The sequence below is a fragment of the Spirochaetota bacterium genome (assembly GCA_034190085.1).
Classification (GTDB): Bacteria; Spirochaetota; UBA4802; order UBA4802; family JAFGDQ01; genus JAXHTS01.
Genome location: JAXHTS010000019.1, coordinates 132,096 through 152,036, shown reverse-complemented (window position 1 = coordinate 152,036; position 19,941 = coordinate 132,096). Strand labels below are relative to the sequence as shown.

The 19,941-nt window shown below is 39.2% G+C and carries 10 protein-coding genes; 5 read left to right on the top strand and 5 right to left on the bottom strand.

Annotation, left to right across the window (positions count from 1 at the left end):
* Positions 1-63: 63 nt before the first annotated feature.
* The 4 genes from SVZ03_04095 to SVZ03_04080 form a co-directional block, all read right to left on the bottom strand.
* On the bottom strand, positions 64-2,127 hold the full coding sequence (locus SVZ03_04095) for a TonB-dependent receptor (protein MDY6933387.1): 2,064 nt from the start codon (positions 2,125-2,127) through the stop codon (positions 64-66).
* Positions 2,128-2,381: 254 nt separating this feature from the next.
* Positions 2,382-3,764 (bottom strand): radical SAM protein, encoded by a 1,383-nt coding sequence (locus tag SVZ03_04090; protein ID MDY6933386.1) that lies wholly within the window; start codon positions 3,762-3,764, stop codon positions 2,382-2,384.
* A 31-nt stretch (positions 3,765-3,795) separates the two neighbouring features.
* Positions 3,796-7,395, bottom strand: coding sequence for a cobaltochelatase subunit CobN (locus tag SVZ03_04085; GenBank protein ID MDY6933385.1), 3,600 nt, complete (start codon positions 7,393-7,395; stop codon positions 3,796-3,798).
* On the bottom strand, positions 7,392-9,179 hold the full coding sequence (locus SVZ03_04080; GenBank protein ID MDY6933384.1) for a VWA domain-containing protein: 1,788 nt from the start codon (positions 9,177-9,179) through the stop codon (positions 7,392-7,394). Before SVZ03_04080 ends, SVZ03_04085 begins: the two co-directional genes overlap by 4 nt.
* A gap of 505 nt (positions 9,180-9,684) precedes the next feature.
* Here SVZ03_04080 and SVZ03_04075 point away from each other — a divergent pair.
* From SVZ03_04075 to SVZ03_04055, 5 genes are all read left to right on the top strand, one after another.
* Complete coding sequence (locus tag SVZ03_04075) at positions 9,685-11,169, top strand: diguanylate cyclase (protein ID MDY6933383.1); 1,485 nt, start codon at positions 9,685-9,687, stop codon at positions 11,167-11,169.
* A 126-nt stretch (positions 11,170-11,295) separates the two neighbouring features.
* Positions 11,296-13,383, top strand: a complete 2,088-nt coding sequence (locus SVZ03_04070; protein ID MDY6933382.1) for a TonB-dependent receptor — start codon at positions 11,296-11,298, stop codon at positions 13,381-13,383.
* A gap of 87 nt (positions 13,384-13,470) precedes the next feature.
* The gene (locus SVZ03_04065) at positions 13,471-14,019 is read left to right on the top strand and encodes a YfiR family protein (protein MDY6933381.1); all 549 of its coding nucleotides are present in this window, start codon (positions 13,471-13,473) and stop codon (positions 14,017-14,019) included.
* Between the two features lie 18 nt (positions 14,020-14,037).
* The gene (locus tag SVZ03_04060; protein ID MDY6933380.1) at positions 14,038-15,675 is read left to right on the top strand and encodes an ATP-binding protein; all 1,638 of its coding nucleotides are present in this window, start codon (positions 14,038-14,040) and stop codon (positions 15,673-15,675) included.
* A 51-nt stretch (positions 15,676-15,726) separates the two neighbouring features.
* On the top strand, positions 15,727-17,541 hold the full coding sequence (locus tag SVZ03_04055) for a response regulator (protein MDY6933379.1): 1,815 nt from the start codon (positions 15,727-15,729) through the stop codon (positions 17,539-17,541).
* 115 nt (positions 17,542-17,656) lie between these two features.
* Here SVZ03_04055 and SVZ03_04050 read toward each other — a convergent pair whose 3' ends face one another.
* Entirely contained in the window at positions 17,657-18,592 is a 936-nt protein-coding gene (locus tag SVZ03_04050) for an alpha/beta hydrolase (GenBank protein ID MDY6933378.1), read from the bottom strand.
* Positions 18,593-19,941: the final 1,349 nt, after the last annotated feature.

The window sequence follows — 19,941 nt, the reverse complement described above, 5'->3', positions numbered from 1 at the left end:
TTGAAATTATACTTGTAATGATAAACCCCCAGAAGAGGTTCTTGTTTAAAAATTTTAATACTTTTATATTTTACAGTGAAAGCTAAATTTATAATTCCTGCCAGCTTGAATCAAAGAATCATCCCAGTTTAAATCCTTCATGTATATTACCGGAAATGATTTATATTTCCTGTTTCCCAAATTTTCTATCTCAAAAATAAAATTAATATCCTTAATGATACTGACGGAAGAGATATTGTATCCCATCCTGAAGTCGTACACAGTGAATGCAGGTGTCTTCTGATCTTCGGTCCAATCATGAGGTATTCTATCCTGTTCATCATAGATACGGGCGGAAATCTCCGACCAGAACCTGCCGTCAAAAAGCGGCGTCTTCTTCTTATCATACCTCAAACCCAGGATAACCTTTAAGGGCGGTATGCCTTCAAGCGGATCATCCCCTGTCTTATCCTCACCCTTTGTATATCCAAGCGTAGAAAAGACAGACCAACTCTGGCTCATAATAAAATCAAGACTGCTCTCAATGCCCCATATTTCTGCTTCCCCTATATTGCTAAAGGTCATTACACCAGGTTCATCTGACTCAGCCATTATAATATAATCATTTATCTTATTTAAATATGCTGATATTCCGCAGACAATCCTGGAATGCCTTATCTTCATACCGGCTTCATAATTCAGGCTTATCTCAGGATCCAGGTCAGGATTGCCTTCCAGGGTGCCGCCGCCCGGAACAGCGCCGTAGTAAAAGAGCTCCTCAAGCGTAGGAGCGCGAAATGCGCTTGAAAAAGACGCTAAAAAATTTATATGATCAGTAATGGAATAGAGGAGGCCTGCTGCCGCGCTCAGGGCCCAAGCCCTGTTTTCAGCCTTTTCCCTGTCTTCGGTTTCATTTTGACCATAGCACCAGTCATATCTTCCGCCTATTGTAGCTATAAAATCCCTGTGTAGTTTAATCTCATCATGAGCAAAAACAGCAACACTGTCATAGCTGCCGTCAACTACCACCTTATCTTCCCCATTCATTTTAAGAGGTGATTTCGCCTCATCATGATAGTACTCCATCCCTGTAGTCAAGGTCTGAGGCCAGATGGTTTCATATAAGAAAATTCCATGAGTTTGAGCGCCAAAGGTATCGATCTCCATGACGCCCTCAAGCAATATCTCTGAATAACCTGATTCCAGCGTGCCGAGCCTGGTGCTATTGATATACTTCACCTCTTCTTTTTGATAGTGGAAGCTCAAATTAAAAAATGAAAACCACGATCTTATTTCCCTCACATCATAACTGAGATAGACCATATCCCTATTTAAACGGGGAATGTCAATTATCAGAGAAAATTCCTCCCCCTTTGACTCGGGGGTCTCAATATTCTCTCCTCTAAAGCGCTGAGCTGAAAGAGAAAGACTTTGTTTATCCCCAATGGCATATCTTGTATTAAAATTCATATTAAAAGAATCAAAACTGCTATGTTCAAGCTTCCCTTCAGGAGTATCCAGATCTCCAGCACTTCTTTTGATGGCACCTACAAGAATATTAAGCTTCTCATACCCACACTCTACCTCACCGCCAGCTGCTATAAAGTCATTTACACTCCCATAACTGGAATAAAAATTTACATCCGCATAATTCTCTTTAACTGCCGCAGACTTTCTGGTAATGATATTGATGACACCTCCGATAGCACCGGAACCATAGAGTATAGAGGCCGGGCCATGTATCACCTCTATCCGATCTATCTGGCCAACATCAATGGAATTCAGGTAGTCGCCTCCGGTGAGGCTGCTTATATGAGAATTCCATCTCTTTCCATCAACAAGCGTCACCACCCTGCTGGCGGACAAACCTCTTATTCTTGCCTTGCTGATGCCCGGTGTATAATCGTGATGTATCTCCACGCCGGCAACCTCTTTGAGGAGTTCCCCTGCGTTCTGAGGGGACTTCTCAAGTATATCTTTTTTATCTATCACACTAACAGAAACTGGAGTCTCAAAATAAGATTTCTCATATCTCGTAGCTGAGACAACAATCTTATTCAGCTCAATAGCCTCTTCTTCCCCAGCTGCATTCACTGCCCGCAGGGCCGTTATTGATATAATTATAATTATTAGATTAATTTTATTCATGCGAAACTTCATAATTATCATGCCTTTTTCTATTTTCCCGGGTAAAATTTAACTAACGCGCGGTAGTAGCAAAAATATATAACTAATGTTATTTAGTGCTACTAAATTTAATTAAGTAATATCTGATTAAATTCGCGTATCCCCGTCAACCTTTTTTTAAATAGATTTTAAAATTTTGTGAAGCTTTGAAGACAGTGATATTTTAATAATAAAAATTTTTTAGAGGTAATTTATTTACTATAATTACAAGGTTTTTATTTTATAAACCTAAAAACGAATTCCTCAGGAAAGGGCTCGCTAAATAGTACTTCATCCCCATATTTTCCTGGTACAGGCATAAAATTTTCCGCCATAACCGAAAAATAGTAGTTGCCTTTCTTTGAAAGAGCTATCAGATCCCCCTTTATAGTTACTATTCCCAGGATTTTCAATAATTTCAATGTGGATTTAAAGCTTAAATGCGAAGATGTGATCCTGTAAAATTTTTCAAAATTTTTCTTTGTTGTTTCTCCTCTTCTTGCGATAGAGCTCATCACTGACTTAATCTCAGCCAGATGCTCCACTGTATCTTTTTTGTGCTTATTGCTCAATTTTTCATCTATATCACAGTCCCTGGAATCTTTAACCGAGGAATCAGACTTAAATCGCAGATCAATTCCCGCAGCTATGGGTAGTCTTTTTTCAGCAATAGCTTTTATATAATCATCTAAGAGATATGTATTTATATACATATAGGGACTCATAATTGAGAAAGCGCTCACACCAAGGCCGATTGATTCATCGGACCGAGCACATGTAGCGTAATCCCGCCCAACATCCTTCCTGGTAAACTGCCAGACACCCGTATTGTAACCTTTTTGAGACATGTAATCTATAATAGCTAAATAGGTTTTCTTCTTATCTTTCCGACCCGGCACCTGCATCCCATTTTTAATACTCTCGTTGAGCTTAGAACGAGGAGGTATTATAACCGGATAGGCACATATCTGTGGAACATCCAACTCAACAAGTTTCTTAATGCCAGTGATAACATCATCAAATGTCTGACCCGGAAGTCCAAACAGCAGGTCCACGCTCAAGTGGAATCCTTCTCCCATCAGCCTCTTTATAGCTCTTATAGAATGTGAGGAGTTATGCCTGCAATGGGCTCTTTTAAGCACATCATCACTCAGGGATTGCACCCCAATGCCGACCCTGTCAAAACCAGCCTGCCTCAATTTTCTGCATATAGAATCATTGCCGCTTATATCAGCTGGATTAGCCTCAAATCCCAGGGCACCTTTTACAGGAAACCTTGATTTTAAGTGCCTGGATAACTCCACCAGGCCCTCCGGCACAAGACTCGGTGTTCCTCCTCCAAAATAAATGTCGCCAATCTCTGTTTCTTCAAGCCTCCCTTTGTACAGATCAATCTCTCCTTTTACCGCTTCGATATAACTTACTACCCTCTTCTCATTGTATGGGAACTTCCTGAAAGGGCAATAGCTGCAAAAACTTTTGCAGAATGGTATATGAATATATAATCCCAATTCCCTTTTCTCTGCTTTATGGAAAACAGGATCTATTCTCGGAAGCCTGTTCCCATTAAACCTCTGGATCATTCTTTCAGTTATTTTTTTTAATACTATTTCTACCATATCTTACAATATCCTCTTACTCCCAATCGGATTATTCCAGCTCGCCTTCCATATTCAGTATTATATCCCTCAACTCCTTAAGCTTTTCCTCATCAATATTCCAGTATCCCCTCTGCTGAGACTCCATCAGGGTTTCACAAATCTTAATAGCTGCATAGGGATTGTTGGATTGCAGTTCCCTTCTCATATCCTCATCAAAAACAAGTCGATCAGCTACTTTATCAAAAACCCAGTTTTTCACCTTTCCTGTTGTTGCGGAAAATCCCAGGAGGCATTCAACCCTGTCCTTTATATTTTTCGCCCCATGGAAGTCATGCTTCAGCATACCTTTCAGCCAGGCCGGGTTGAGTGTCCTCGTCCTTGTTGCCCTTTCAATAGAAAGCTGAAGGTCCTCAACAGCCACCTCGTCTTCAGTTGAATCTATAACCATTACATCAGCCCTTCCGCCCCTCTTATCCTGAACGCTTATTGAAAGCCCTCCCAGAAACTCATAGTAGTGGTCCAGATCTGTAACCTCGTATTCAGTATTATCCCTCTCCTGGGTTATGAGGTTAATGGATTTTAATAGATGTGTAAATGCATGCTCGCTCCTCTCTGCCCTGCCCTTAAAATAGGCATAGCTCATGCTGTCATCATAATGTCTTACCAGTTCCCCTTCATCATCCCATGTGCTGTTTTCAACCATTGTGCGCATTGAAGTAGCGTATTCCCCGGGTGATGGCCCGAATATCCTGGCCTTTGCAGAATCCTTCATCTCATCCTTTATATTCAGATAATGCTTTCTTATAAAATTTCTCTCCACTGATTCGTCAGACATGGCCGCCATATCAATAGCCCTGTTTAAAAGATCAATATGCGAGGCAAAGGTATCCCTGAATATACCGCAGATTGTAATTACAACATCTATTCTGGGCCTTTTCAATTCATCTAAAGAAATAAGCTCAAGCTCTTTAAACCATGGGCTCTTCTTGTGCTTTATCCTGACACCTATTAGAGATAAAATTAATGATATAGTGTCTCCCCCTGTCTTCATGGTCTCAAATCCCCAGAGCACAACCCCTACTGTTTCAGGATATTCCCTGTGTTCAGAAAGATAGGTATTCAATAATTGCCCCGCAGCCTTTTCCCCCCTCATCTCAGCAGCCACTGTGGGGATGAGTCTGGGGTCAAAGGCATACATCCCTCTGCCGGAGGGATAAACCTCAGGATCACGGATGGGATCTCCTCCGCATGCGGGAACAATATATCTACCATCAAGGGCTCTCAATAAACCCTCACTCTCGCATGAACTATTTACTCTATCAGCGATATCTTTAACAGATTCTGCATAACCCTCGGGCAGCCATTCTGGGGGGGTATTGTTAATTATATCTTCTATAACAACTTTCATTTCCTGCTCCAGCTTATCCTCAATTGCTGTGTGCCTGATCATATCCCATTTCTGACTTTTCTCTTCTGCCAATAAACGATATAATGATGGGAATTCCCTCTCAATACGAAGCACTCCCATCAGATAGTATACAAGCGCATCCTTCTCAGGCCGGCTGTCCATAATATGCAGTCCAAATGGGATAAGCCTTCTCTTAATACGAAATAGCTCTTTCCTTAATTCCTCAGGGTCACAGGGAAGATGCATCTCCTCTGCTGTCTCTGCTATCAGCTCATGTATTTTATTCTCTTTCTCGGCATCATACTGATTTAACAAATCCTCAAGAACTATATACTTTTCGTATAATCCGCCTGCCTTCATGGGTGGAGATGCATGAGATATGCAGAGAGCGTAAGAGCGCCTCTTGGCAATAGTTGATTCTGATGTATTCCCAATCCAGTAATAATAGATATTTGGAACGCTGCCAATCAGGATATCAGGATAGCAAATGGAAGAGAGGGCAACCTCCTTGCCCTTTGTAAACTCCAGGGTGCCGTGCATGCCGAAGTGTACAACTGCATCCATCTTGAAATCATTTTCAAGATACATATAATATGCAAGGTATTGGTGATGAGGGGGCAGGTCTTTATCGTGATATGATTTATCCATATCCTCATGCACACCCCTGGATGGCTGAACCCCAAGAAAAATATTTCCCAGAATCACGCCCGGAATCAATATATCCGTACCGTCAGTCATTATATCCCCAGGTGGATCGCCCCAGCGTTCAATCACCTCACGCTGAATGGTGTCAGGGAGCGATTTAAACCATGAAATGTATCTCTCTTTTGAAACTCTTAAACCTGATCTCTCATAGTATTTCGGGCTGTTAACAATTCCCTGTCCTAAAAACAGTTCTTTTATATCCTCAGGAAGATTTACCATGTAGCCCTTATTCCGCATACTTTGTAAAAATATTTCAAGGCTATTAAATACATCCAGATACCCGGAGCTTGCGACATTCTCTTCCCCGGGAGGATAATTATAGGTTATTACTGCTATCCTTTTATCCCTATTATCCTTTATTCTCAAGGCAAGCCATTTCTTGATTCTCCTGCCAAGCTTCTCAATTCGGTCTTCTATAACACGAATCTCTTTAATCTTGCCGATATCTGGATCGTCAATGCCTCTCAGACCCGCAAGGAATACAGGTTCAATTCCTCCATCAAGCTCAGGCAGTACTATTCCAAGAGCCGTTTCAAGGGGGTTTAATCCATGGTTATTCTCTTTCCACTTATGCAAATCACTCTCATATGATCTCAATCCTATGAGACACGGCGCGTCAATTTCCTGAAACAATTGATATGTCAGTTCCGGATCCCCTCCAAAGGGTCCGCCATGTACCCTGAAATACTGCATGTTGATGAATAGATCTATATTCTTAAGATATTTTCTTATGGCATGAATGTTATTCTCCACATTTGAAAAGAGGAAGATCAAATTGACATCCCTTTTCAGGTTATTATACAGGGCATCCGCAACCGGCCGGGTATCATCGAAGTGCATTCCGTTGTATATAAGCGCTCCAACAGTTGCTTTAGTAGTATCATAATTAATCTCTTTTTTGTATTCTTCTATATCTTCGAAAAGGCCCTTCCCCGGCAGGTACAAACCAAAGGGCGGCTGCTTTTTTGGCGGGGAAATCTTTTTTATCCCGTTTATATCAGTATATTTCTTTAATAAAAAAAGGATAAGATTTTTGAAATTCTCAGGGTTCCCCTCTGTATAATATTCCTGAGCAATAATCCAGTTTCGCATATCCCTTATCATGCCCACCGGCAAAAATCCTGCCAGCCTCTTTGTCAGTTCCGCAAATTTTTTAGTTCGGATATATTCATTTAAATTGAAATCCCTGTCCTTCTCTGTATTGAATATTCTAGTTCCCCTGAATTTGCCCATCCTGGTTAAAGCAAATATATTCACGCTTCCTGCAACAAGAACAACGATTGTCTTGTTCCTCTGCTCAAGGATAGATGGCAGTTCTCTTCCGACCCTTACATCCCCCCTTATGTCAATGAGTATTATATCAGAGGCGTCGATCTCATCTTCGATCTTCTGAAGCGAAACATCAGGATTATCATAGTCATCAAAATATATTTTTTTAATCTCTACAATATTTCCGTATTCTCTCCTGATGTCCTGCATGGCCTCCCTGAGGGAAAGGGTATTATTTATGGTTGTCAGAGCAATGATCTTTTTCATATTACATCCTCAAGATAAAAATGCTTTCCATTCAGAGTTCTTCCCATATCCTCAAGAATACCAATACTCCTGTTTTTGATTTCAGAATTAACTATTATAAAATTTGTGCCCTTTGCTAAAGTCGATAAAAAGGCGATGTCTTCTTCAATGCTGTTTTTTATAAAAATATTCCCCTTGCCGTCAGATATCAATATCACAGTGGTGCTTGTGTCGTTTTCCTTCATGGACATTTGAAATGCTTTATAGAGCGCAGTGGTAAGTGGTGTTTTCCCGCCGATTGGGAGTTCCTCCAGGGCCTTTTCCACTTTGGATACATCCGTAGTTGGAGGGACCAACATTTTGCTATCCTCGTTACGGAATGCAAAGAGCGATAGTTTATCCTTTTTTTTATATGATTCCCTTAGTATATTCCAGGCCAGTGTTTTTGCGAATCCTATCTTCCTCTCCATTCTCATAGAGGAGGATGAATCCAGCAGAATAATGTAGAGGGCCTTCCCGTTGCTTGTTCTTACCTTCTCCATCAGATGATCGCTTCTCACTTGAAGCTTGCCTGTATCTTTTACAGACTTTCTTATGGTGGCATCAATTGCCAGGCTCTGGGGGTTTTTGCTCTCTCTTGCCCTGATGTATAGTCCATTGCCGCCTTGAGCCTTTGAAGAATGTCTCCCTTTAACTATGTTATTTGAGTTAATATTAAGCACATCATTTTTGAGCTTAGCATCTCTTTCAAAGTCAAAAATCTCATCCTTGCTTTTTGAGTTTAAAAATGTCTCAAGAGTCTCTTTTGTCGGAGCCTTGCTCTTATCAAAAGGGTGTTCATGCATTCTGTGGGGAAGTGATAGAAGGGCTGCTTCATTGATATCTTGTTCGCTCACAAAATCTCTATTATCAAGAGCAGCAAGAGCCCTGGATGTCTTTTCCATCACAATATCAGCGCGGTGCGTCTTAATCCCAAGATGTGTGGTTATTTTAACTATCTTTTCCAGCATCTCATGAGAAATATCTACCTTATTGAAAAGTGATTGAACATCTACAATCTCTTTTCTAAGAGCATCCTCTTCTTCACGGAATCTCTCCTCAAATCTCCATGGATCTGAATCGAACTCACTCCGCCGCTTAATCACTTCAAGCCGTTGGTCGCTGGATGTGAGCGCATTCATCTCCACACATAGGCCAAATCTATCCAGAAGCTGCGGTCTTAATTCCCCTTCTTCAGGGTTCATTGTGCCAATAAGAATAAAGCGCGACGGGTGATAAAGGGATACCCCCTCTCTCTCAACAATATTTACGCCCATTGCGGATGCATCTAAAAGGATATTTACAAGATGATCCTCAAGCAGGTTTACCTCATCTATATAGAGAATGTTCCTGTTGGCCCTGGCAAGTATGCCTGGTTCCAATGACTTTATGCCGTCGCTTAGTATATTCTTTATATCAATTGTGCCGACAACTACATCCTCAGTAGCGGATAAGGGCATATCAATAACCTCCATCTTCTTTTTTATTGATACCAGCCCCCCATTTTTTTTATATTTATCCTGACACGCTTGACACATGAGCCTTAAATCCCCTGGATGACACCTGAATGCGCAATCCTTGACAATATCTATCTTCGGCAGCAGCTTAGCAAGCGCTCTTACAGCAGTAGATTTTCCTGTGCCCTTATCTCCTTTAATAAGTATTCCGCTTATACTTGTATCTATTGCATTAACCAGCAGACCTTTTTTCATCAAATCATGACCAATGATCGCAGCAAACGGGAATGTGACAAATTTATGATGCATCTCCTATCTCATAACACAAAATATTTAATTTTATTATTTAATAACAACTTTTTATATATTGTAGCATTATGCAAGTATTATTTTACGAGACTTGATAAATATCCATTTATTATAAATACAAAAGCTATATCAGTATCGTATTGAAAACAATCCTAATTTAACTCATTCTCTTTTAATAGATGAAAGGGTAGGATATTTTTATTTACTATAACCAAATAATATGTTAAGATTATTCATATTTAATACACTTTATACCTACTATATATTAGGTAAATATTCATAAATAAAATAAATGAACTCATATGCAATTACTTCCTACTTGGATTTAATGAAATAGACATTCGACTTTTAGTCTTTGAATCGCTTATAAGTAATAGTGTAAACATTCTATGGTTAATGTATTCTGGTTCACTGATCTACATTGATAAACATACACAACAAAATGAATTAAATTGAATAGGATTATTTAGGTCAATATCAATGAACAAATGGAGAACTGGCATTAATGGATAAGCAATTAATGATAGATTATGAAAAAGAAATTGACGCTCCGCTTACTGATAGCCTTACCGGACTGTTTACTCATGGATTTTTTCAAATGTCATTAGAGCGTGAAATAAACAGGGCTGACCGTTATGGTGAATCATTCGCTTTAGCGCTGATAGATGTCGATTCCTTTGCCAGCTACAACAAGCGTTATGGACATGTGAAAGGGGATCAAGTATTAAAAGAGATAGCCTCAATCATCATGAACAACATTCGTCTGGCTGACCTTGCAGCGAAATATTCTGGAGATGTTTTTGCCGTTATCCTCACTAAATCTGATAACCAGTCTGCATTAGTATCAATGGAGAGGATCAGACATGCTGTGGAAATGCTTTCAAAAGAAACGCCAACTGTTAGCATGGGTCTGGTTTCCTTTCCCCATAATGCCAAAAACAGGGAAAGCCTACTCAAGAAGGCTGATGAGATTTTGTTAAGAGCCAAGCTAAAGGGCAAGAACAGAATCGAGTTTTTAGATGATGAAGAAAAAATTATTGATCATGAAAAATCACGGATATTGGTAGTTGATGATGATCCAAAAAACTTAAAACTCCAGGAAGCATTACTTTTATCATTGGATTATGATGTAATCAAGGCATCCTGTGGCGAAGATGCTCTATCAACTATTAAAAGGGCGGAAATTGATCTGGTTTTGCTGGATATTATGATGCCTGGTATGGATGGTTATGAGGTATGTCGCCGTTTAAAGGAGGATGAACACACTCGGCTGATTCCAGTAGTTATGCTGACAGCCTTAGACGACATAGAGTCAAGGGTTAAGGGTATTGAGGCCGGAACCGATGATTTTATCACCAAACCACCCAACAAATTGGAGCTTTTAACGCGTATTAAATCCTTGATAAATGTAAAATCCCTCAATAAAAATCTAATCGACATAGAAAACGTTCTCTTCTCTCTTGCAAACGCTGTTGAGGCCAAGGATCCCTATACCCAGGGACATATACAGAGGGTATCAAATATGACGGAGGCACTTGGTAAAAAGATGGGTCTACCAAAGAAAGAGACCGCGGCTCTAAGACTTGGAGGAATCCTGCATGATATAGGCAAGATAGTGATACCTGATAAAATCTTGAAAAAGACCTGTCCCTTAACTCCAGATGAATGGAAGGTTATAAAATCTCATCCTGATGCAGGTTATAAGATTTGCCTACCATTAAAAGAGAATTTGGGATCAGCCTTATATGCAGTTCAGTATCATCATGAAAAGCTGGATGGTTCAGGTTATCCCGATGGATTGAAGGGGGATGAAATTCCTATTGTAGCCAGGATTATGGCAGTAGTGGATATATATGATGCTATGTTCTCGGACAGACCCTATCATAAAGCAGTACCTAAGGAAAAGGCCTTAACTGTTCTTCGCGAGGAAGCTGAGTATGGAAAGTTAGATAAAGAGATTGTTGAGCAATTTATAAAAATGGTGGAATAATATTTTACAGAAACTGATAGGATGAAGATCGCCTGTGAGAGAATCCCTTGCAGATTTTTGTAGTCACTCATATTAAGGCCTAATCAGGCCATAATGAAGCTTTCAAGGATATAAGAGGAGGTCGCAATGAGGATTATTTCATTTATTGGGAAAAAACATTCGCAACTGATAACTACTGTAGGGCTCTATTCAATCCTAGTACTTATCTCAATGTATTCGTCAAGAATGTCAATCTCCTGGGCTCAAGATCTTTCGCAAATGGAGGAGTTGAATTCTGATCTTACTGAAATGAGTCTCGAGGAACTGATGAATATAAATATTACATCGGTTTCGAAAAGGCCCCAGAAGATATCCGAGGCTCCAGCAGCAATATTTGTAATTACCCAGGAAGACATTAGGCGCTCAGGTGTTACGAGCATCCCGGAGGCGCTTCGCATGGTGCCTGGACTTGAAGTTGCGCGCGTTGACGCAAGCAAGTGGGCTATATCCTCCCGCGGATTTAACGGACGATTCGCTTCCAAACTTCTGGTCCTCATAGATGGTCGCAGCGTATATTCCCCTCTCTACTCTGGTGTATACTGGGAGCTTCAGGATACTCTATTGGAAGATGTGGAACGCATTGAGGTTATCCGTGGTCCAGGAGCATCCCTCTGGGGCGCTAATGCGGTCAATGGAGTAATTAACATAATCACAAAGAGATCCCAGGATACGCAGGATATTTTAATATATGGCGGACTTGGCACTGAGGATCGAGGTTTGGGAGGAGTTCGATTTGGCGGAAAAATAGGTGAAGATTTCTACTACCGGGTCTTCTCTAAATACTACAACAGGGACGCCTCTGTGGATAGTGATGGGAATGAAGCCTCTGATGATTGGGACTTTGTTATTGGGGGATTTCAAATGGAGTGGATGCTGTCAGACAATGATACTTTTACTCTTCAGGGGGATGTCTCCAGGAGCAACTCTATGGAGAGGGGGGTTATGGCCAGCCTAACACCTCCTTACACGAACATTGTTGATCAAGAGGTTGATTTTTATGGATTTAATATCCTGACACGTTGGAGGCATGTCCTCTCAGATTCTATTGATTATGAACTGCAGATGTATTATGACCTATCAGATCGACATAGTGATGTGTTAGATGAATTCCGTGATACATTTGACCTTGATTTTCAATGCCGGATAGAACTGGGCAAACGGCATGAAATTGTCTGGGGACTCGGTTACCGTTTCTTGCATGACAAGATGGGAAACAGCTTTACCATTACATTAGATCCGGAAAGCAGAAAAGATAATCTATTCAGCGCATTTGTACAGGATGATATTACCATTGTAGAGGATCTGTTGCGCTTTACCCTGGGTTCCAAGTTTGAGTATAATGATTATACTGGTATTGAAATTCAACCCAATGCTAGACTTCTGTTAACGCCTGATGATAACAACTGGATATGGGCTTCTGCATCACGCGCAGTAAGGACGCCCAGTCGAAGTGAGCATGACATAAAAGTTACTCAGTCTGTACTCCCACCGGATGAGTTGTATACCGGAGCGCCTGTTACTGCAATAAGCATGATTGGGGACTCTGATTTCGAATCTGAAAAGCTATATGCCTATGAAATCGGTTATCGAATTCAACCATTGCACGTTTTAGCCTTTGACGCGGCCGGCTTTTATAATGTGTATGATGATCTTAGAACTGTTGAACCTTCAATGTTCTATTATATTGAACCTTTGCCAGCACCTCAACATCTGGTCGTTCCCTATTTTATCGGCAACAAGATGAAGGGAGAGACCTATGGCGCAGAACTTGCCGTTGATTGGCAGGCTTTCGATTGGTGGCGCCTTAAGACTGCATACACATACCTTATAATGCATCTGGAACTGGATAACAGCAGTCTTGACACGATTTCTAAGGCAGGAGCAGGGGAAAGCCCTCATCATCAATTATCTATAAGATCATTCATTGATCTACCGAAAAATATAGAGTTCGATTTGTGGCTGCGCTTTGTGGATGAGCTTCCAAGTCAGGATGTGGATAGATACATTACAATGGATGCTCGTCTGGGTTGGATCCCAATTGAGAATATTGAAATATCCATTACTGGCCAGAACCTGCTTGAAAACCGTCATATAGAATACAAGCAAGAGCTTTATCTAACTACTCCAACAGAGATTGAGAGGAGCGTATATGGAAAGATCATATGTCGCTTTTAGGAGATAAATTGAGGGTAATCGAGTATGCTTGTTGCAGATAAATTTAACCATAAATCCCATTTACTACTTTATTATGCAAATACCGTAATGAAGGGCAAACCTTTTCGTTTTATTACTTTAATTATAATATGCATCTTAACGCTTAATCTTCAAGCACTATACGCTCGTTCTCCTTCATACAATGAGTATCTTGTCAAGGCGGCTTTTTTATATAATATTGCCAAGTTTATCGATTGGTCGCCGAAGGCTTTTAAGAATGACCAATCTGATATCGTCCTTCATATAATCGGGGAAGATACTTTTGGAAACGCCATAAATTCCATTAGGGGCAAAACCATCAATGGTAGAAAACTTGTAATCAAACGTAGCAGAAGTCTCCAAGAATTTGAAAAATGCCACATTCTTTTTATAAGCAAATCCGAGAAAGACAACCTGGAACCGATCTTTGCCAAACTACAGGGTCTTGAAGTATTGACAATCAGTGACATGAGTAATTTCACAAGATATGGCGGAATCATAAATCTTAAAACCATAAAGGGCAAGATACATATTGAGATCAATGTTTTAAGATCTGAGCTTGCAGGGATAAAAATCAGCTCAAGACTATTGAAATTAGCACGTATCGTAAAGTATTAGATTAGGAGGTTGCTGTTAATGCGCAGATTCAGCGAGATATCTATCAAAGCTAAGCTTCAATGGATCATTATACTTACGAGCATCATCGTTTTATGCATAGCCTATGCAATGTTTGCTGTACATGATTTGATCACCTTTAGAAGTAAAATGATAGAAAATCTTTCAATCCTGGCTGAGGTTATCGGAGCCAATAGCGCAGCTCCTCTGATCTTTAATGATAAAAAAGCTGCTGAAGAGACTCTTGAAGCGCTAAAAGCTGATCCTCATATCATCTCTGCCTATATCTATAATATAGAAGGCAAGTTATTTGCCAAATATTATAGAGACAAATCAAAATCAGATCCTTCAAGTGAACCTGATCTAAGCAAAAATATATCTTCGCCCCAAAAGATCGTAGATACATATTATTTTTTTCAAGATAACCTGGATCTATCAAAACGAATTATACTTGATGGTGATGCCATAGGTGTTATTTATCTGCGATCTGATCTGCATGCACTTTATTCGCGCCTTAATTTATACTTTGTTATCGGCGGTATCATGTTGTTAGTATCCATACTAATAGCTTATCTGTTGTCTGCAAAATTTCAAAAGGTTATCTCAAAACCCATATTATATCTTACTCAGACAATGAAAACCGTATCTGAAAATAAAATATATACCATACGCGCAGAAAAGCGGAACGATGACGAGGTTGGCGTGCTTATTGATGGATTTAATGAAATGCTGGAGCAGATTCAGGTGCGCGATGAAGAACTTGGGAAAAACAGAGATGAGCTTGAAAAACAGGTAGCACAGCGTACCGAAGAACTCATGAATAGCAACAAAAATCTAGAACAGGCTGTGTATGAATTAAAGAGGGCTAAGGACGTGGCCGAGGCCGCAAACCACGCCAAATCGCAGTTTTTGGCCAACATGAGTCATGAACTTCGCACCCCATTAAATCATATTATTGGATTTACAGAGTTGGTTGTGGATAAAAAATTCGGTGATCTGAATGATATACAGACAGAATATTTAGGCGATGTGCTTCAAAGCAGCAATCACCTCCTCTCACTGATCAATGACATACTGGACCTCTCCAAAGTTGAGGCAGGGAAACTGGAACTGGAACCAACAGAAATTAAGATAGATAAGCTTTTAGAAAACAGCATTATAATGGTTAAGGAAAAGGCTTTAAAACATAGATTGATGCTTTCATCAAACACTGACGGCATCCCAGATTATATTAATGCTGATGAGCGCAAATTGAAACAGATAATCTATAATCTCCTATCCAATGCAGTCAAATTTACTCCGGATGGGGGATCGGTATCCCTAATTGCTCGACATCTAACATATACGGATGGGAATTTTATAACACAGGAAGGGAAGAAGATTACTTTATCAATGCCGAATAATGGTATAGATGTTAATGGAGGGAATTTTATACAAATATCCGTCATTGACACTGGTATTGGCATAAAGGAAGAGGATCTGGATAGAATATTCGATCCCTTTGAGCAGGTGGATGGATCATTTACTCGCAATTATCAAGGTACAGGTTTAGGACTACCGCTAAGCAAGAGACTTGTCGAATTACATAATGGAAGAATATGGGCGGAGAGTAAGGGAGAGGGAGAAGGGAGTTGCTTCACTTTTATAATCCCTATTTAGGAGATACTTAATGTTCAGTGCTATGGCTTTATAAGTGATGGAGGTTTTGATATGGGAAAAGCAGATATTCTTGTTATTGAAGACAATGAAATGAATTTGAAGCTTATAAGAAGCGTTCTTGAGCTTGCTGATTATGATGTGCTATCTGCTTCTGATGCCGAGGGTGGAATCCAGTTGGCCCGCAAGCAGCACCCATCCCTCATATTGATGGATATTCAGCTTCCTGATATGGATGGATTGAGCGCCACCCGTGTTATCAAGCAGGATCCTGAATTACAAGATATACCCATATTAGCATTAACTGCTCATGCAATGGAGGGAGATGATGTCAAGGCCTTAGAATCTGGTTGTGTAGGCTATCTAACCAAGCCAATAGATACACGAACCTTTCCTGATAAAATTGAGAAATATATTCAAAAGGATAACAGCAAGGAACAACGTAAGGAGAGCGCAAATAATTATAGGAAAAGGATTTTAATCGTGGATGATGATCCGATTAACCTCAAACTATTGGCTGCTATGCTGCCTGCAGACAAATATGAAATAATCAAGGCTAATAATGGTGAAGAGGCCCTTGAGAAGGTTTACGAAGAATGTCCTGACTTGATTCTGCTGGACATCATGATGCCTGGAATAGATGGATATGAGGTTATTAGAAGATTGAAAAAAAATTCCAAGACCATGTATATCCCAGTCATTCTTGTCACTGCCCTGGGAGGTGCAGAGGATAAGGCTAAGGGTTTAGAGGTGGGAGCTGATGAATTTCTCAATAAACCTGTGAATACAGCAGAACTTCAGACAAGGGTTAACTCTCTGCTTCTTCTAAAGGAATATCAGGAACAACTGTCATCCCGTACTCAATCAGAACAATTCTTTACGGACCCTATTCTTATGGAACAATCAAGCTGCAAGTTGAAAGATCCGCCACAGGATCATCTACCTACAAATCTTCCATCCGTTCTTCTGGTTGATGATGATGAGAGTGATATAAAGTTATTCATGCACTATCTATCTGATGAAGCCTACCAATTGGAGATGGTTAAAAATGGAGAAGACGCTATATCGCTTGCGCAGCATAAAGAGATAGATCTCATCCTGCTTGATATGCTATTGCCGGGCATGGATGGATTTGAGGTATGCAAGCGCTTGAAAGAGATGAAGGAGACAAGGAATATTCAGATAATCGCTGTTACAAGCTTATGCGATATAGAGAGTAAAATCAAGGGTATTGAACTTGGGGCTGACGATTTTTTGGTTAAACCAGTGGATAGACAGGAACTCATGGCTCGGATAAATGCCTTAATCAAGAAGAAGGCTTATCTGGATGAGCTGTGCGGCAGGTTCCAAACTGTTTTAAACGCGGCCATCAATGATAAATTGACAAACCTATACAATCATACCTATTTTAAACATGTACTGGATATAGAGATAAAAAGGTCTCTACGCCAAAAGCACCCTGTAACGCTGATGTTGATCGATATTGACAATTTTAAACTATATAACGACACACTTGGACATCTTGCTGGTGATGAATTGCTAAAACAAATAGCGCAGCTATTTAAAGATCACATTCGAGAAGTAGACCTGGCAGCCCGTTACGGAGGTGATGAATTTGCTATTATAATGCCCTATGTTGGTAGTAAAGAAGCAGCAATCATTGCTGAAAGGATTCGACAGGCAGTCTGGGAGATGGCTTTTTCGCATAAATCACTCTTATTGCCAGATAAGTTATCTATCAGCATTGGTATAGCATTTTCACCATTTGATGCTACAACAATGGAAGAGTTAATTGAGATAGCTGATAGGGAACTTTATAATGCCAAAAATAGTGGTAAAGATCAGGTATCGATCTTCAACCACTCATGAATGTTGGACAATTTCAGCTAATTGTGTAATATTTGCACAATTGAACATACATCAATAATCTTATGAGTATAATATTTACTTCTTCATCATACTTGAAAGATTATGATTTACCAATTCAATTATTAGTTTTTCCGATTAAAAAATTTACATAATGTTCTGCTGTTTCCTCAGGCCTTTCAAGCATTGGAGCGTGACCACAATCTTTTAGTATCACTAATTTCGAATCCGGAATCTCTTTATGTAAAATATAGGCCCCTGAAATATGGCAGAGCCTATCTTTATCTCCCCATAAAATTAAAGTTTTTATTTTATTCTTTCTAAGCCCAGATGTATCAATGGCATATTTTTCATCCATAAGGTCTTCGCCGATATTTTCAAGAAATTCTCTGTTCTCTTTTGCCTGTTTAATAAAATAATCCTTTACAGGTCCCGGTATAGGCGGAACTGTGACAAAGACCCATTTCAGAAATTGATCAAAATCCATTCTTGTTTCAATTTCAAAGGGATTCTTGCCACCCTCATCTAACATTTTCATGAGTTCGCTTTTCTCTGCTTTTGGAACACCGCTTGTGTTAAAGAGGGCAAGGCTCAACACCTTTTCTCTGGCATATAATGCATAACAACCGGCGAGTGATCCACCCATCGAGTTCCCAATAATATGGAATCTCTCCAAATTCACCCTTTCACAAAATGCATCCAATCTCTTAGCTTGCTCTGTAATATTGTAATTCATTGATTCAATCTTTGAGCTTTCACCAAAACCCGGCAGGTCCAAGGAAACCACATGATAATCTCTAGTTAAATACTTTGCCATCCTATTCCAATTCTCTTTATTCTGCCCATATCCATGAATAAAGAGCAGGGTTTCTCCCTTCCCTCCCTCTACATACATTACTTTGTGATCATCTAGTTGAATGGATTTAACCTCTAATCCTGCCGCACTCCTTTCCGCATACATAGTAATATCAACTAAAACACTTGGGAAAAAGAAATAAATTGCAATTGGGATCAATGCAATAATCAAAAGACCAATTATTATCTTTTTAAGCATACAACCTTCCTCCCAGAAATTATGTGACATATTTTCTCTATAATAATATATATCATCAAATAAAAGTCAAGTTAGTTTATCTTATATAGCTGTGGATCAAACTATTATTTATTGTAAGGTCATTTATGAAAGCTGAGGGGAACTAAAGGAAGATTATCAACTCATTCTGAATACAATGGCAAGAACCTTTTGACTATGATAGATATTTGCTGCATCCATTTAAACTTTGGGCTGATTCCTATACATTAACATATAGTATTATTTTATCTGTGATGATTAACCTGCCCTATGCCCTTCTTGTGGTCTTCAGGCTTGTCTTCTATAGTTTTGCTTATGCCTACAATATGTAAAAAGGAATCATAGCTCCGGTTAATCATTCATCTGTTCCTGCAATAATTAGCTTGACCATTCTTTCTTGATAAAATATACATTTTGTATTGTTAAATAGGGTTTGATCCTCAATATTAGCATTGTTCAGGAACCTTTTGTAAAAGCTAAGGTGATGCAAACACAATGTTTCGTTTATACATATGTTAGATGAAAACTGGAGATTAAATTTGTTTAATCTATTACCAGATTATTTAGATGATGAAAAAAGAATAATTTATGATGTAGAACTAATAGATGACAAGTCTTTAAATTTCAACTTTTATCGGAAACTGAAGAATCGTCTTGGTTCTATAGTTATTGATTTTAATGCTTTAGAATGACTTATTGATGAATGCATATTAGAAATAATGAATCATCGTGGGGAAGATTCAAGAATATGGATTTTAATACAGGATTTCAGCTTTTATAAGAAAATTGAAAGTCCTAAAGCTATCTATTTAGAAAACTTACGATTATTTAATAAATCTGATGAAAAAATAAATGAACGAATTAATACAATATTCAAAACGCTTGATCAGTTAAGAATTCGACGGAAACTATATATTCATTCAAATTGGATAAATACAATATATCATGAGTATTGTAAATCAAGAGTTAAATTCATTAAAAAGGGAAATGGCTATTTTAGAATTAAATCGAAAATATCATTATTAGATATTGAGAATGATATTAAAAGGATAGAAAATATTTCTGGAAATCTTGTTGAGCTTCATGAAGATATTTTTTGTCAATAATCTCCAATCTTTATCTAACAACAAGTACCAGCTCCGCTTTGCCATGCCCAAATTTGCTCCCGTTGATCGCCAACGTTGGGCACTCGCATGACGTAATTGGCAATGCCATATTCGAAAAAGATGCTTGTTTTAGTGACTGGTAAAAAATAAAAAACGGTGACAGCGATACTGATATAGAGGATTGCTATTCACTGTGGATTGTTGCTATGGCGTTATACGCTACCA